This window comes from Xanthomonas sp. GPE 39 (assembly GCF_000963005.1).
Lineage (GTDB): Bacteria > Pseudomonadota > Gammaproteobacteria > Xanthomonadales > Xanthomonadaceae > Xanthomonas_A.
In genome coordinates this window covers 1,244,315-1,259,906 of record NZ_JZHZ01000007.1, presented here as the reverse complement: position 1 = coordinate 1,259,906, position 15,592 = coordinate 1,244,315, and the positions used below count along the sequence as shown (strand labels likewise).

At 62.5% G+C, this 15,592-nt stretch carries 15 protein-coding genes; 7 read left to right on the top strand and 8 right to left on the bottom strand.

All coding sequences use genetic code 11. The features are described from left to right. Positions 1–50 precede the first annotated feature (50 nt). The 5 genes from XALGPE39_RS05265 to XALGPE39_RS05245 all read right to left on the bottom strand — a co-directional run bounded on the left by XALGPE39_RS05265 (position 51) and on the right by XALGPE39_RS05245 (position 6,594). Positions 51–746, bottom strand: coding sequence for an OmpA family protein (locus XALGPE39_RS05265; RefSeq protein ID WP_045727278.1), 696 nt, complete (start codon positions 744–746; stop codon positions 51–53). Positions 747–839: 93 nt separating this feature from the next. Continuing rightward, positions 840–2,297: a wax ester/triacylglycerol synthase family O-acyltransferase gene (locus XALGPE39_RS05260; RefSeq protein ID WP_045727277.1), complete on the bottom strand. Its 1,458-nt coding sequence runs from the start codon at positions 2,295–2,297 to the stop codon at positions 840–842. A 94-nt stretch (positions 2,298–2,391) separates the two neighbouring features. Then, on the bottom strand, positions 2,392–3,813 hold the full coding sequence (locus tag XALGPE39_RS05255; RefSeq protein WP_045728987.1) for a deoxyribodipyrimidine photo-lyase: 1,422 nt from the start codon (positions 3,811–3,813) through the stop codon (positions 2,392–2,394). A 160-nt stretch (positions 3,814–3,973) separates the two neighbouring features. Beyond that, positions 3,974–5,392, bottom strand: coding sequence for a replicative DNA helicase (locus XALGPE39_RS05250; protein WP_045727276.1), 1,419 nt, complete (start codon positions 5,390–5,392; stop codon positions 3,974–3,976). Positions 5,393–5,775: 383 nt separating this feature from the next. Next, complete coding sequence (locus XALGPE39_RS05245) at positions 5,776–6,594, bottom strand: glycine zipper 2TM domain-containing protein (RefSeq protein ID WP_045727275.1); 819 nt, start codon at positions 6,592–6,594, stop codon at positions 5,776–5,778. 192 nt (positions 6,595–6,786) lie between these two features. On the opposite strand from XALGPE39_RS05245, the gene XALGPE39_RS15515 reads away from it, so the two are divergent. The 3 genes from XALGPE39_RS15515 (at position 6,787) to XALGPE39_RS05235 (ending at position 9,653) form a co-directional block, all read left to right on the top strand. Continuing rightward, entirely contained in the window at positions 6,787–7,008 is a 222-nt protein-coding gene (locus XALGPE39_RS15515) for a hypothetical protein (protein WP_152624820.1), read from the top strand. Beyond that, on the top strand, positions 6,999–7,784 hold the full coding sequence (locus XALGPE39_RS05240; protein WP_045727274.1) for a TatD family hydrolase: 786 nt from the start codon (positions 6,999–7,001) through the stop codon (positions 7,782–7,784). Before XALGPE39_RS15515 ends, XALGPE39_RS05240 begins: the two co-directional genes overlap by 10 nt. Before the next feature lie 504 nt (positions 7,785–8,288). Next, positions 8,289–9,653 carry an EAL domain-containing protein gene (locus tag XALGPE39_RS05235; RefSeq protein WP_235429753.1) on the top strand — a complete coding sequence of 455 codons (1,365 nt, stop codon included), beginning with the start codon at positions 8,289–8,291 and terminating at the stop codon, positions 9,651–9,653. On the opposite strand, the gene XALGPE39_RS05230 is transcribed toward XALGPE39_RS05235, so the two are convergent. Continuing rightward, on the bottom strand, positions 9,619–10,476 hold the full coding sequence (locus XALGPE39_RS05230; protein ID WP_045727273.1) for a tRNA threonylcarbamoyladenosine dehydratase: 858 nt from the start codon (positions 10,474–10,476) through the stop codon (positions 9,619–9,621). The genes XALGPE39_RS05235 and XALGPE39_RS05230 overlap by 35 nt on opposite strands. A 100-nt stretch (positions 10,477–10,576) precedes the next feature. Here XALGPE39_RS05230 and XALGPE39_RS05225 point away from each other — a divergent pair, with 100 nt between their 5' ends. Further along, positions 10,577–11,005 (top strand): cytochrome c, encoded by a 429-nt coding sequence (locus tag XALGPE39_RS05225; RefSeq protein ID WP_045728985.1) that lies wholly within the window; start codon positions 10,577–10,579, stop codon positions 11,003–11,005. 133 nt (positions 11,006–11,138) lie between these two features. Next, positions 11,139–11,606 (top strand): glycine zipper 2TM domain-containing protein, encoded by a 468-nt coding sequence (locus XALGPE39_RS05220; RefSeq protein WP_045727272.1) that lies wholly within the window; start codon positions 11,139–11,141, stop codon positions 11,604–11,606. 87 nt (positions 11,607–11,693) lie between these two features. Here XALGPE39_RS05220 and XALGPE39_RS05215 read toward each other — a convergent pair whose 3' ends face one another. After that, a complete protein-coding gene (locus tag XALGPE39_RS05215; protein WP_045727271.1) occupies positions 11,694–11,909 on the bottom strand; it encodes a cold-shock protein in 216 nt (71 codons plus the stop codon). Between the two features lie 237 nt (positions 11,910–12,146). On the opposite strand from XALGPE39_RS05215, the gene XALGPE39_RS05210 reads away from it, so the two are divergent. Then, positions 12,147–12,632, top strand: a complete 486-nt coding sequence (locus XALGPE39_RS05210) for a DUF456 domain-containing protein (RefSeq protein ID WP_045727270.1) — start codon at positions 12,147–12,149, stop codon at positions 12,630–12,632. 133 nt (positions 12,633–12,765) lie between these two features. Continuing rightward, complete coding sequence (locus tag XALGPE39_RS05205) at positions 12,766–13,917, top strand: phospholipase A (RefSeq protein WP_045727269.1); 1,152 nt, start codon at positions 12,766–12,768, stop codon at positions 13,915–13,917. A gap of 39 nt (positions 13,918–13,956) precedes the next feature. Here XALGPE39_RS05205 and XALGPE39_RS05200 read toward each other — a convergent pair whose 3' ends face one another. Then, on the bottom strand, positions 13,957–15,480 hold the full coding sequence (locus tag XALGPE39_RS05200) for a fumarate hydratase (protein WP_045727268.1): 1,524 nt from the start codon (positions 15,478–15,480) through the stop codon (positions 13,957–13,959). Positions 15,481–15,592: the final 112 nt, after the last annotated feature.

The window sequence follows — 15,592 nt, the reverse complement described above, 5'->3', positions numbered from 1 at the left end:
CCGCCGAACGGATGCGGACATTGTCCGCACTCCGCATCGGTTCCGATGCATCAAGAACGCAGCGGCACCACACGAATCTCCACACGACGATTCTGCGCACGCCCGGCCTCGGTGCTGTTGTCGGCAATCGGATACTTCTTGCCGGCCCCCAACGTCTGGATACGCTCGGGCTGCACACCCTGCGCGCTCAGGTAGGCCGCCACCGAGGACGCACGCTGTTCGGACAGACGCTGATTGACCGCATCGCTGCCGATGCTGTCGGTATGACCAACCACTTCGATCATGGTCTGGTTGTACTCGCTCAGCGTCTTCGCCACGCCGTTGAGCGCGGAATAAAACTGCGGCTTGAGCGTGGACTGATTGAAATCGAACGTGATGCCGTCGGGAAGGTTCAAAGTGATGTTGTCGCCGTCGCGATGCACGTCGATGCCGGTGTTGGCGGTGCGTTCGCGTAGCGCGCGTTCCTGACGGTCCTGATAATTGCCGATCGCCGCGCCGCTCAGCGCACCGATACCGGCGCCAATCATCGCGTGCTGGCGACGTTCGGTGGCACTACTGCCACTGAGCAGACCGGCGACCACCCCCACTGCGGTTCCGATCAACGCACCGCGTCCGGTACGGTTCTCTTGCTCGGTGGGTTGACCATTTTGATCGCGTTGCACATACGATCCACCCGTGGCGCAGGAAGACAGCAGCAGCGCACCGATCAGCGCAACGGACAAACTTGAAAGAGCAATCGCTTTCATCGTGATTTCTACCGAACCTTGATGGAGGGGATCAGCTTAAACAGTCCTGCACACGATGCGGATGAACAGGACCATGCGTGGAATACGCACGGTTCAGGGAAGCGGCAGCAGGCCTTCCGCATCCACTGCACGCAAGGGATGCTCCCAGTTACCCATCAGCGCCAGGTACAGCAGTTTTTCGAACTCGGCCGCCACGCGCCGCATCACCGCATCCGGATCGGGAATCAGCCGCGCATCGCCGATCAGGCCGAAATGCACGCGATGGTTGTAGCTCATGATCGACACGCCAACACCAATCGAGCCGGTCTGCGGCACCCAGAACATCATCTCGCGCACCCGACTCCCCGCCAGATAGAGCGGTTGCTGCGGTCCCGGCACGTTGGTTGCCACCGTGGTCGCTTTGCGACTGAACAAGTCCAGCGCCGCAGACTGCAACCCCGCTGGTGCCATGCCCACTGCGGCCAGCAATCCGAACACCACCATCGCTTGCCGCGACTGCTTGAGTTGTTGCATCGACGCGGCGACGCACTGCAGTCGCCGCACCGGATTGGCTTGGCCCACCGGCAAATCCAAAAACACCAGGCCGAAATGGTTGCCGAGTTTGCGCGCGTGTTCCAGCGGACGCAGATTGACCGGCACCGTGGCGCGTAGCGTCACTCCCTCCAAGCGCTCGCCGCGTTCGAGCATATAGTCGCGCAACGCACCGGCCATGGTCGCCATCAGCACGTCGTTGACCGTGCAATCGCAAGCGCGGCCCACCGCCTTCACTTCGCTCAGGTCCAACGGCGCGGCCCAGGCCACACGCTTGCTCACGCCCAGACGACCCCGCAGCAACGTCGGCGGATCGTCGGACAACAGCAGCGCGTTGACCAGTTCGCGGCCGATCAACCCGCCTTCGCGCGCCAGTATGGTCGGCAGGTTGGGATCCTGCGCCATTGCACGGCCTTTATCGAGCATGCGCCCGCCGAGCCTGAGATAACGATCCATCGCACCGACCCGGCGCACGACGTCCTTGCCGTCGTCTTTGAGCCAGGCACGACCAAGCTGCGCCGATGGCTCCGGCACACGCTGCGTATCGGTCAACGACAACAGCACCTGCACCAACGCAATGCCGTCGGCATAGCAGTGGTGGATACGCACCACCAGCGCCGAACCGCCTTCGTAACGTTCGATCAAATGGAACTGCCACAGCGGCTTGGTTTTGTCCAAGGGTGTAGACGCCATCTGCCCGACAAAACGCTCCAGCGCTTTTTTCTGCCCTCGCCCCGGCAATGCCGACAGACGCACATGCCAGTCCAGGTCGAAATCGTCGTCGCGTTGCCAATAGGCGCCGGTGGTGGTCTCCACCGGCTTTTGCATAAAACGCGCAAACGCCAGAAAACGTTTGCGCACCAGTTGTTTGAGCCGGTCTAACGTCAATGGCTCGTCCAACATCAGCACGCCGGTGATCATCATCGGATTGGTTGGCCGATCCATCCGCAACCAGGCGGTATCCACGCGCGACATCGGTTCGCGCTGCGACTTAAGGCGAGCTGATCTGCTGGTGGCCATGCGGGCTCCTATGCGGAGTCGGAGTGAATCATGGCCCGGCAAAGGGCGTCAATCGCGTTCGTGCCGCTCGCGTGCAGCGTGCTGCGCTGGCGGCTCAGCCAGCGACGGTTTCACGGTAGGCGGCCAATGCCGCATCGCGGCCAGCGGCCAGATCGACAATCGGCTGACGCGGATAGTGCGGCGCAACATGAGCCAAACGCTGCGGCACCAACCACGGCGCGAAGCGATCAGCCGGCGGCAGCCCCGCCAACTCCGGCACCCAGCGCGCGATGTACGTCGCCTGCGGATCGAATTTCTGCGCCTGCGTCACCGGATTGAACACGCGGAAATACGGCGCGGCATCGGCACCTGTCCCCGCCACCCATTGCCAGCCCAACGTGTTGCTGGCCAGATCGGCATCGACCAGCGTGTCCCAGAACCAACGCGCACCCTCGGACCAGTGCACGCGCAGGTGCTTGCACAGATAACTGGCGACAATCATGCGCACGCGATTGTGCATCCAGCCGGTGTGCCACAACTCACGCAGGCCGGCATCGACAATCGGCACGCCGCTGCATCCGCGTTGCCATGCCTGCAACTGCGCCGGATCCGGGGTCGCCCAGCGGAAACGCTCGAAGCGCGGATTGAGGTTGCGCTCGGGCGTATGCGGAAAATGGTGCAGCAAGTGATAGGCGAAATCGCGCCAGCCAAGTTGACGGATATAACCATCGATCGCCGTGGCGGTGGCGGCGCGACGTTGCTGCTGCAGAGCGGCGACGATCCGCCACGGGGCGATTTCACCGAAATGCAGGTGCGGCGACAAACGCGACGTGCCGACCTGATCGGGCCGATCGCGACCGGCGAGGTAATCGCGTAGTGCGCCATCGACAAATACGTCCAGGGCCTCGTGCGCGCCTTGTTCGCCCGGCTGCCAGCACTCCCAGAACCCACGATCCCAATCGTGCGCAGGGGCCAGGCCGAGCGCATCCAGCGCCACGCTGTGCAGTGCCTGCGGCGGTGCCGGCAACGTGGCTGGCGCGGGCATCGGCGCTGGTACCTGCAAGCGACTCAGCGCACTGCGCCAGAACGGGGTGAACACCTTGTACGGTCCACCTTGCTGGGTCGCCAACTGCCACGGCTCGAACAACAACGCGCCATTGTGGCTATGCACCTCCAATCCAAGCGCGCGCAGGTCGTGCTTGAGCCGGGCATCGCGCGGCTGCGTGGCCGGCTCGTAACGACGATTCCAGTACACCGCGACCGCCCCGCATTCGGCGATCACCTGGCGCAGCGCGTGCTCGGCCGGCCCCTGGCGCAGGATCAGGCGCGAACCGCGGGCGCGCAATTGCGCATCCAACGCAGCCAGCGAGCGCTGTAGCCAAGCACACGACGCGGCCCCGGCCGCCCACTCGCCTTCGTCCTCGGGACTGTGCAGGTATACCGGCACGGGGAGATGGCCCGCCGCGAGGGCGGCCTGCAGCGCAGGCTGGTCGTGCAGGCGCAGATCGCGCCGGAACCAGACGATGGCGTAACTCATGCACATGCAGTCGGCAGCGAAAGAGGCGCCATGATACGGATTGATCGCATCGGCCAGGTGAGTGCCGGCAGAACCACATCGGCACTCAAGCACGACTCTCTGGCAAGGCAACGCCTGCCGTATCGGCAATGGCGCAGATGCGGCCTCGCGCGGCGCGCACCTATTCGAAGGAGCCGATCGAATCGTGCGCGAGATTGTCGAAGCGGGTGTATTCGCCGAAGAACTTGAGCTTGCACGACCCGGTCGGGCCACCACGATGCTTGCCGATGATGATCTCGGCCAAGCCCTTGTCCGGGGAGTTTTCCTTGTTGTAGTAGTCGTCGCGGTAGATGAACACGATCATGTCCGCGTCCTGCTCGATAGCGCCGGATTCGCGCAGGTCCGCCATCACCGGGCGCTTGTCGGTGCGCGTCTCCAACGAACGATTGAGCTGCGACAACGCGATCACCGGCACGCCCAATTCCTTGGCCAGGCCCTTGAGCGAACGCGAAATTTCCGAAATCTCGGTGGCGCGGTTCTCGCTGTTGCCGGGAACCGACATCAACTGCAGATAATCGATCACGATCAGACCCAGATCGTGTTCGCGCTTGAGCCGGCGCGCCTTGGAACGCAACACCTCCGGCGACACGCCCGGGGTATCGTCGATGAAGATCTTGGTTTCCTTGAGCATTTTGATCGCGCCAGTGACGCGGGCCCAGTCCTCATCCTCAAGCTGGCCGGTGCGCAGACGCTGGGCGTTGATCCGGCCATTGGAGGAGATCAGGCGCATCGCAAGCTGCGAGGCGGACATTTCCATCGAAAACACCGCCACCGCTTTCTTCGACTTGATCGCCGCGTACTCGGCGATGTTCAACGCCAAGGTGGTCTTACCCATCGCCGGACGCGCGGCGAGGATGATCAAGTCGGTCGGCTGCAGGCCAGCGGTCATCGCGTCGAAATCGCTATAACCAGTCGGCAAGCCGGTGATGTTGCCGCCGCTCTCAAAGCGGCTGCGCAATTCCTCGAACGCGTCTTTCAACGCGCCGGGCATGGCGACGAAATCGCGACGCCCGCGTGCACCGGCCTCGGCGATCTGGAACACCGCCTTCTCCGCCGACGCCAGCAACTCCGCGCTCTCGCGGCCCTCCGGCTGAAAACCGTCGTTGACGATGGCCGTGCCAACTTCGATCAATTGCCGCAACACCGCCTTGTCGCGCACGATTTCGGCATAGGCACCGATGTTGGCGGCCGAAGGCGTGGTGCTGGCCAACTCGATCAGGTAAGCGCCATCGCCGACCGTCTCCAGCTTGCCCTGCGACTCGAACCACTCGCCCAGGGTGACCGCGTCGAACGGACGGTCCTTTTCGGCGAGTTCGCGGATCGCGCGGTAAATCAACTGGTGGTCGCGCCGGTAGAAATCCTTGTCGGTAAGCTGGTCGTTGATCCGGTCGTAGGCCTCCGGCGCCAGCATCAGGCCACCGAGCACGGCCTGCTCGGCCTCGATCGAATGCGGCGGCACGCGCAGTTGATCCAGACGCGGCTCGCTGCGTTCGCCACGCTCGCTTTTGCGATCGCCGCGGTAGCCGGGACGTGCTGACATGGGCAGGGGGTTCTCTCTGGGGACGCGGTCGGCGGGCGCAGCCTCTCACCGCAGCCCGACCGCAGATGCTAATCGACGGTGTCGCAACCAGCCAGGGACAAATCTGTGGACAACCCGTTGAGAACCTGCAAGAACCGTTGCGCGGCAACGGTTTCCCCATTCGAGCCGACCCAGGCCGAGCGGGCAAGTGGCCTTGCGGCCCTCATGCGCGGTTTCGGCGACACACGCGTGCGCAATGCGTGGATGCAGACGCTGCAAGGTCCACCAAACCCATGCAGGAACACGCGGGCCGCGCATCGTCGATGCGCACCTCCATCATGCAGGCCCACACACGCGAAGGCCGGCGCATGCGCCGGCCTTCGTCGGGAACCTTCGCTGCCGAATCAGCGCTGGCTGATGGTGTCAACAGCCGAGGCCGTCTGCGTCACCAACCGCCCATCGAGCACCGGCAGGCGATCACTATTGGGCTTTTGGTCCATGCGCACGGTCTTTTCCAGACCGTCGTAGCGGTAAGTCACGTCGTAGCCCTTGACCACGTCCTGGCTACCCAATTCAATGCGGCTGCCCGGCCGGGTGTCCATGCGCATCGTGCCGGTGGTGCCGTCGTCGTTGCGATAGGTCACGTCGTAGCCGGTGATGCGGGAAGACTCGGCGAGGCCATTCTCGGTGTGGCAACGGCGCACATCACGATCCACCACGCGGCCACCGACGTGATTCTCCTCGATGCGATTGCCGATGTAGCCACCAGCAACCGCGCCGGCCGCCGTCGCGACCCTGCGCCCGCCGCCATGACCAATCTGATTACCTACCAAACCGCCGACCACCGCGCCGAGCACGGTACCGCCGATGTTGTTGACGTCGCGCCGCGGCAGGCGCTCCTGCACCACCACGTCGTGACACACCTGGCGCGGCACGTCGGTGGTGGCGATCTCGCGCAGCGGCTGGACGCCGATCACATCGGCATAGTGCGGCTGCTGCTGGGTGATCGGATCCACCCGCACCACATCGGCGTACTCCAGCCTGCCGCCGACACCGTTGCCGAGCGCACTATCGCCGCGGCTGCCGTCCAGCGACGGACGCACATCAGCGCTGCCGGAGTAATCGTCAGACCTGTTGTGGTTGTTCATGAACGCCGCCGTCGCGGCACCACCGACCAGCAATGCGCCAGCCGCGACCAGAATGGTTGTCGTCGTGGTCTTCATCGTCTCTCTCCTGTCTGTTTTGCGGGCTGGCCGCGTTGTCTACGGTGCTGTGATTACCATGCTGAAGCTGAACCAATCCGCTCCCTATTCAGCGATATTCAGCAATCGACTCTGCCGTCGTCGGCGAGCACGATAAAAACGCCGCCATGACGGGCGTGTTAGCGTTTCCACCCACTGGTCGGAGAACCCTCCATGCCCCATTCGATCATGCTGGCGCTGCCGCGCCGGGCCGAGAAATTGCGCGACCGGAAGGGTTTGCGAATGGCCACCGACGGACTCGCCTCCGGCAGTCACCGCCTGGGCCGGCACCGTTCAGCAAATCGCGCGTGTTCGCGCTGGACACTGCTCCCCTCGCACCTGGATCACCGCTCTTCAGCACGCCTCATCTGCACGATTGAGCGCCGATGGAATTGATCGACAGCCACTGTCATCTGGACGCGGACGCCTTCGATCACGACCGCGCCGCAGTGATCGCCCGCGCACAGGACGCTGGCGTCGTCGCACAGATCGTGCCGGCGGTGACTGCGGCCTGCTGGCCCACACTGCGTGCGGTGTGCGCGACAACGCCAGGGCTGCATCCTGCCTATGGGTTGCATCCGCTGTTCCTGGCACAACATCGGCCCACGCATCTGGAAACACTCGCCGACTGGATCGCCCGCGAGCGCCCCTGCGCAATCGGCGAATGCGGGCTGGATTTCTTCGTCACCGGACTTGACCCCGTCGAGCAACAACGCTACTTCGTCGCACAACTGCATCTGGCACGCACGTTCGACCTACCCGTGATCGTGCATGCGCGGCGCTCAGTCGACGCGGTGATCCTGGCAATCCGCAAGGTGGGACGCCTGCGTGGCGTCGTGCACAGTTTCGCTGGCAGCATCGAGCAAGCCCGGCAATTGCGCGAGCTGGATTTTCTGATCGGCCTCGGTGGTCCAGTCACTTACCCGCGTGCACAACGACTACGGCGCCTGGCTGCCGAACTGCCACTGCAACAGTTACTACTGGAAACAGATGCACCCGACCAACCCGACGCATCGATCCGCGGCCAACGTAACGAACCGGCACGGTTGCGCACGGTGCTGGACACCATTGCCACGCTGCGTGGCGAGCCAGCCACCGCCATCGCCGCGCAGACCACACGCAATGCACGGCAGTTATTCGGACTGCAAACACCCCTCACCGAAGCGTTCTGATCGCTCATTTTTATATATTTAGAGCGAAACTGTGAACTGGGCACCGCGATCGATAGGTTTGCACATCGTCGATTTCAGTTAATGTGAATACAAGGGGAGTGGGACCGGAGTTCGTCTACATCAGTTCGTGTACATCGCGGACTGAGGCGGAAATTCGGTCTAGATTTTGGAGCAACATATTCGGGGGCCGGTATCGTGGCATGCGTTTGGCGTGCCACAACCGGTGAATTTTTCAATCAGGAAATCAACGAGGAAGAGATGTCGCCAGCCGGCACGCAACGCGCGTGCCGTAGATGGCGCACGCTCCAGGAAAACTATATGCCCATGCGCGACAACGTAGCCGCTGCCGACACCCAGCCAGTTGCACAGCGCAATGATTCTTCAACGGCACACCATGCAGAAAGCCGTCGCACAGCACATGACGCGCGCGTGCCTATCACCAACACCAACACCGTACAAACAGGAGAAGGCACGCAAACACCAGCAATCAAGGGATCCACTGGCTTGGAAAAACCATCCTCTCATGGCGAGAGCTGGGTCAATCTGAAATTTCGCGACGCTAACCGAAATCGCAAGGTGCGCACCACGCTCGGACTGGCAGGGGCTTGCTGCACCATCATGGGCCTGGTATGGACCGCATGCTGCCTGCTGTACAACCTGCCAGGACTGGCCGTCACGTTCGTCGGATTGACCGCCGTCGGCCTGCTGGCGATCCACGGGTTCCGGCGTGGCAACGCCACCGCCTTGTCCCTGGTGGCGCACGGCATCTTCGTCGTGGTACTGGTGATTTCATTCGCCGATACGCCAATCGCTCACATTCCAAGATCGACGCACCTGTTCTTCCTGCCACTGGCGGCCAGCATGCTACTCGCGTTCGACCGACGCCATCGCTACAGCGCCAATGTCTTCCCGCTGACGTGCATGGCGATATTCATCGCATTCGGGGTGGGCGCGCTGGATTTCACCCCATTGTTCGCATCGCCACCGCCGCAATTGCGCATGCTCGGCGCAACCTCCAGCATCGCGCTCTCCACCATGCTGCTCGCGGCAATTCTGTACATCTATCGCAGCGATGTCGATGCGCGTCTTTCACTTGAACGCGAACTGGTGCGCGCGGTCAGAAACCAGGAAATCAAGGTGCTCTACCAGCCACAGGTCAGCGAGACCGGCAAGGTACTGGGAGCAGAGGCACTGGTACGGTGGCAACATCCCAGCGGAACGCTGCTGACTCCGGACAAATTCATTCCATTGGCCGAAGAAAATGCCTTGATCCGCGATATCGGCATGGAGGTACTACGCCAGGTGTGCGCAACGCTGCGCAAGTGGTCCCAGGAACCAGAACTATGCGATATGGTCGTGGCGGTGAATGTCAGCCCGGTGCAACTTCTGGATCAGACCTTCGTGACATCGGTGCTGGAGGTGATCGTCGCCGCAGGCGTAAACCCCAGCTTGCTGGAACTGGAACTGACCGAATCGGCTTTGTGCGTGGATATCGAGGCAGTCCGCGAAAAGATGCACGAGTTGAAAGCATTCGGCATCGGCTGGGCGCTGGACGACTTCGGCACGGGCTTCTCGTCGCTGTCGATGTTACGGACTCTGCCCGTCACCAAACTCAAAATCGACCGGCAATTCGTCAACGATGCGATGAGTGAGGACTCTGCACGCCGATTGCTGGCGAAGATCGTCGAGATCTCGGAAGTCATGGGCATGGTCGCACTGGCCGAAGGCATCGAAGAGCCCGCACAGTGCGATATGTTGTCGGCGATGGGCTGTCGGCGGTTCCAAGGATTCTTGTTCGGGCGGCCACAATCGCCACACGATCTGGAACAGTTGGTCACTGCGCAAGCGAACATGCAGCAGGCGCACTAGAAACGCGCGCCGAACGCCCGTCCTCGGCACGATCGGCAGAACGCTTCAGCAGCAGCTCCAGCGCCTTGCCGACAGCGGCAAACGCAAACGCGCCAGTGATGTGCGTCGCCGCGCCCAAACCGGCACCGCAATCCAGTTTCAAGGCCGCATCCGCGCCCAATGTAGGCCGCAGACCGCAGACGCTGCCATCGGCCTGCGGATAGCGCACGTTCTCCAGCGAATACACCGCCGGCACGCCGAAATAGCGTTGCGGATTCTTCGGGAAGTGGAACTCGCTGCGCAGCTTCTTGCGGATCAACGCCAGCATGGCGTCGTGCTCGGTGCGCGAAACATCGCGCACCCGCACCAGGGTCGGATCGGTACGTCCGCCGGCCGAACCCACGGTCAGCAGCGGCAGTTTGCGCCGCCGACACCACGCAATCGTCTCGACCTTGACCCGGAAACTGTCGCACGCATCGATCACCAAATCGAAACCGGCACCAAGCAACTCGGCGATGTTGGACGGGGTCAGAAACGCCTCGACCGCAACCGCCTCGATCATCGGATTGATCTCCACGCAACGTTCGCGCATCGCCACCGCCTTGTTGCGCCCGTACTGTCCTGCCAGCGCCGGCAATTGCCGGTTGGTGTTGGAGACGCAAATGTCGTCGGCATCGATCAAGGTCAGATGGCCGAGCGCCGAACGCGCCAGCGCCTCCACCACCCACGAACCGACCCCGCCCATCCCCACCACCGCCACCCGGCAGCACGCCAGCCGTTCGATGGTGCCGCGCCCGTACAGTCGGTCGATGCCGGCAAAGCGCTCATGCAATTGTTCGTTCATGCGGCCATTTTATGCCATCGATGCTATAGCTCCCGCATCCTCCGCCACGCTGCACGCTTAAGTCGTACCATCTATGTTCACCGCTCCCAAGCGTGGACCCATGACGACGTCGCCACCACACACTGCCGCTTCGCGTTATCTCTTGGTATTGATCGCCGGCATCCTGATCGGCTTGACCGTCACAGTCGTGGGCTTGCGCGTGGTGCAAGCGCGGCAAGATCCGTTTCCGCGCAGTCTGATGCAGGTCATGAGCAAACAATTGAGGCTGCTCGAACGCGCACGCGCGCTACATCACTGCAACACTCCAGACACGCAGGCGCCGCTGCACACGCTGCGCCTGCTCAGTGGCGAGCTGGACACGGCCTTCCCCGAGCTAAACGACGATAGCCGTTTCCGTGAACACGCCGCTGCGTTGCGCGCGCAGGTAGAGACAACGCTTGCAACACCGCCAGCCGACTGCACCGCGCTCGCGCAAGCGCGTCAGGCCATCGAGGGGCGGTGCGACGCCTGCCATCGCGATTTCCGCTGAATTACGCCTGACATCGCAGCCGCTCAGGCTGAACATCAGCACTGGGATTGGTGTTTTATTCACGCTGTAGCCGACACGATTCACTGGAACGCGGCATGCCGCGCCCCATCACCGCCTGTCGAGGAGAGTACGCATGAAGACCCATCTACTTGTCACCGGCGCCATAGCCACCCTGGCTCTGGCAGGCTGCGCTACCTCACCCGGCTACGGCGGCGGCTACCGCCAGCCAGAGCGCAGCTACACCCAAACGCGTTGCTTAGACTGCGGCATTGTGACCCGCATCGACACCGTCTCGTCCGGGCGCACCGCGCCGTCGGCTACCGGCGCGATCCTTGGGGGTATCGTCGGCGCGATCGCCGGCCATGAAATTTCCGATCACACTGGCGGCAGCAAGGGCAACCAAAACGTGTCCGCAGTGGCTGGCGCGGCCGCCGGTGCTCTGGCCGGCAACCAAATCCAGAAGAACGTGACAAGCGACACATACGATATCCACGTGCAGATGGACGACGGCCGGGTACTCGTCGTCAACCAGCGTGACTTGGCCGGCATTGGCGAGAACACCTACGTGCGTGTGGTGAACGGCCGCGTCGTGCCACGCTGATCGCGCTCCCACTAGGTCTTTCCAATGCAAAAAGGCCCGCAGTGCGGGCCTTTTTGCATTGCGGGCCAGGACGCCCGCGGCGGGGATTCAGATCGGCTGAACCGCGTCGGCCTGCAGGCCCTTCTGGCCCTGGACCACGATGAAACTCACCTTCTGACCTTCCTTGAGGCTCTTAAAGCCCTGGGTCTGGATTGCGCGGAAGTGCACGAACACATCCTCGCCGTTCGTGCGGCTGATGAACCCAAAACCTTTGGGGTCATTGAACCATTTGACGAAGCCTTCCTCTCGAACATTGTCACTCATGATTGACTCTCTCCTTGGAACACGTCTCAGGGGGTTACGCCGTGGGTTGCGGCGGCTGGTTGCAAGGAGGAAGCGAGGTACAACGATGTAGCGGATCGGTAGATCTACCGCATCAGGGCACGATTCAGGGTGACCTTTGCAAGCGCAGCGGCTGCAACTTACCCCGGTCAAAATGAAAATGCAATCAACAAAAAAAAACCCGATGTCAACCCCAAAATCACCAACGGAACAAGCCACATGAACCCTGGGTTCATTTACTACCTATGTGCCAGCATGCTGGTGATGATCGGACTGGCCGGCGTCGTGCTACCAGCCCTGCCCGGCACGCCGCTGATATTGGCCGGCATGCTGCTGGCGGCGTGGGCCGATCACTTCGAGCACGTGGGTTGGTCCACGCTGGCCGTGCTGACCCTGCTTACCGCAGCCTCGCTTTTGGTCGACCTGCTCGCCACCGCGTTCGGCGCCAGACGCGTCGGTGCCAGTCGCAAAGCGATGTGGGGCGCCATGCTAGGCAGCATCGCAGGCCTGCTCTGCATGCCAATCGGTCTATTCGTTGGCCCCTTCGTCGGCGCGTTGGTCGGCGAATATTGGCACGGCCGCCAGTTGCGACAAGCCGCCAAGGTAGGGATGGGGACGTGGATGGGCATCGTCCTCGGCATGGCGGCCAAACTCGCCCTGGCACTGAGCATGATCGGTGTATTCATCGCAGCGTGGCTGCTCTGAGAGCGATGTCGACGCCGCACGCTGAGCAGGTGATGACAGGATTGTCGTGGCTTGCTGTATCTTCCTCGCCGATCATTCACTCCAGCAGCGCACCACACACCCACGCTGGCCGCTGCAACTAGAAAGAAAAAAGATGCGCCACCACAAGACTCACCACCTGTTGTTCCTGTCGATCGCAGCCGTGCCTGTGGCACACGCGCAAGAATTCATGCCCACCCCCGCATCACCGGAAGCCTGCGTCGCCATTTCCAGCGATGCCGCGCGCCTGTCTTGTTACGATCAAGCATTGTCGCGTCAAGTTGCCGGCCCGCCAGCAGCCGACGCGGCCACTCGCCCCCCGGGCAAGCGCAATAAACCGCCACTCAACGCCACGTTGCCGGACAGTACCGGCGTCGCAGAGCGTACCCGCCCAGACAAAAATCCACTGTTCAAACAGGATCGTTACGACAGCACCATCGCCAAGACCGGCGATGGTTCGCTGCTGGATAGCCGCTGGGAGCTGGCGCAGGGCTCCAAGCTGGGCACTTTCCAGCTACGCGGCTACAAACCGGTCTATGTGCTACCGGCGTTCTGGACCAGCAAGAAAAACACGCTGCCCTTCTCGCCGAACCCGCTCAACACAGTGACCAAAGCGGAGCAGTTGGACAGCTTGGAATTGAAGTTCCAGATCAGCTTCAAAACCAAGATATTGGAGAACATATTCGGCGACAACGGCGACCTGTGGGGGACTTACACCCAGAGCTCGCACTTGCAGTCCTACAACGGCGCGCAATCGCGGCCATTCCGCGAAACCAACTACGAGCCGGAACTGATCCTGGCGTTCCGCAACGACTACAGCCTGTTCGGCTGGAAGGGCAGGATGAGTGCGCTCCAGTTGACCCACCAGTCCAATGGCCAAAGCGATCCGTTGTCGCGCAGTTGGAACCGGTTGATCCTCAACATCGGCCTGGACCGCGACAACTGGGCGCTGATCCTGCGCCCGTGGTACCGCCTCCCGGAAAACCGCAAGCAGAACGACAACCCCGACATCGAAAACTACATGGGCCGGGGTGATGCGACCTTGATCTACAGCCATGACGGCCAGGAAGTGGCGCTCATGGGGCGGCATTCGCTGCGCGGCGGCGATCGCTCGCACGGCGCAGTGCAACTGGACTGGGGCTTTCCGATCAGCAGCCTGCTACGCGGCCATGTGCAGGTATTCGACGGCTACGGCGAAAGCCTGATCGACTACAACCATCGCGCCACTTACCTCGGCCTGGGCATTTCGCTACTGGAATGGCTCTAAAGCGGCGCCGCATGGCTGACGCCGCCGACCATTACAGACTCAAACAGATTCGACCACCACCGGGATCTTGCCGATACGTGCCTGCCACTCGCGCGGACCGGTCTTGTGCACCGACTCGCCACTGGCATCGACCGCCACGGTCACCGGCATGTCCTTGACCTCGAATTCGTAGATCGCCTCCATGCCCAAGTCCTCGAAGGCCAGCACCTTGCTGGCCTTGATCGCCTTGGACACCAGGTAGGCCGAGCCGCCGACCGCCATCAGATACACCGCCTTGTTATCGCGGATCGCGGCAATCGCCGCGTCGCCGCGCTCGGACTTGCCGACCATACCCAGCAAGCCAGTCTGTTCCAACATCTGCCGGGTGAATTTATCCATGCGCGTGGCGGTGGTCGGACCGGCAGGCCCCACGACCTCGTCGCGTACCGGATCGACCGGACCGACGTAGTAGATGAAGCGGTTGGTGAAATCCACCGGCAAGGTTTCGCCACGGTTGAGCATGTCGATCATGCGCTTGTGCGCGGCATCGCGACCGGTGAGCAATTTGCCGTTGAGCAGAATCACCTCGCCGGGCTTGAAGCTGGCAACCTCCTCGCGGGTGATGGTGTCCAGATCGACCCGACGCGCGTTGGTCGGGTTGTAGGTCAGCGTGGGCCAGTCTTCCAACGACGGCGGATCCAACATCACCGGACCACTGCCATCCAGGGTGAAGTGCGCATGCCGGGTCGCCGCGCAATTGGGAATCATCGCCACCGGCAGGTTGGCGGCGTGGGTCGGGTAGTCCTTGACCTTGATATCCAACACGGTGGTCAGGCCGCCCAAGCCCTGCGCGCCGATGCCCAACGCGTTGACCTTTTCATAGAGCTCCAAGCGCAACTCCTCGGCACGGTTGGAAGCACCACGGGCCTGCAGGTCGACGATGTCGATCGGCTCCATCAACGCCTCCTTGGCCAGCAGCATGGCCTTCTCGGCGGTGCCGCCGATGCCGATGCCGAGCATGCCCGGCGGGCACCAGCCGGCGCCCATCGTCGGCACGGTCTTGAGTACCCAATCGACGATGGAATCGGAAGGGTTGAGCATGGCGAACTTGCTCTTGGCCTCCGAGCCGCCGCCCTTCGCGGCAACGATCACGTCCACACAATCGCCCGGAACGACCTTGACGTTGACGACCGCAGGGGTGTTGTCCTTGGTGTTCTGGCGCTTGCCCGCGGGGTCGGCCAACACCGAGGCGCGCAGTTTGTTATCTGGATAGTTGTAGGCCCGCCGCACACCTTCGTTGACCATGTCCTCCACGCCCATCGTGGCGTCGTCCCAGCGCACCTGCATGCCGATCTCGAGGAACACGGTCACGATGCCGGTGTCCTGACAGATCGGCCGGTGGCCCTCGGCGCACATACGCGAGTTGATCAGAATCTGCGCAATGGCGTCTTTGGCCGCCGGCGACTGCTCGCGCTCGTAGGCCGCCGCCAGGTTCTTGATGTAATCGACCGGGTGGTAGTAGCTGATGTATTGCAGCGCGTCGGCGACGGACTGGATGAGGTCTTCCTGCTTGATCGAGGTCACGGCTGGCTCTGCGGCTGACGGAGGAAACAGCACTATTTTAGGCTAAAGTGGCCTGAGCGCCGTGCATTTGCACCGACACACCCTGTTGCGTGCTTGCGCACGGGCCTGGGCA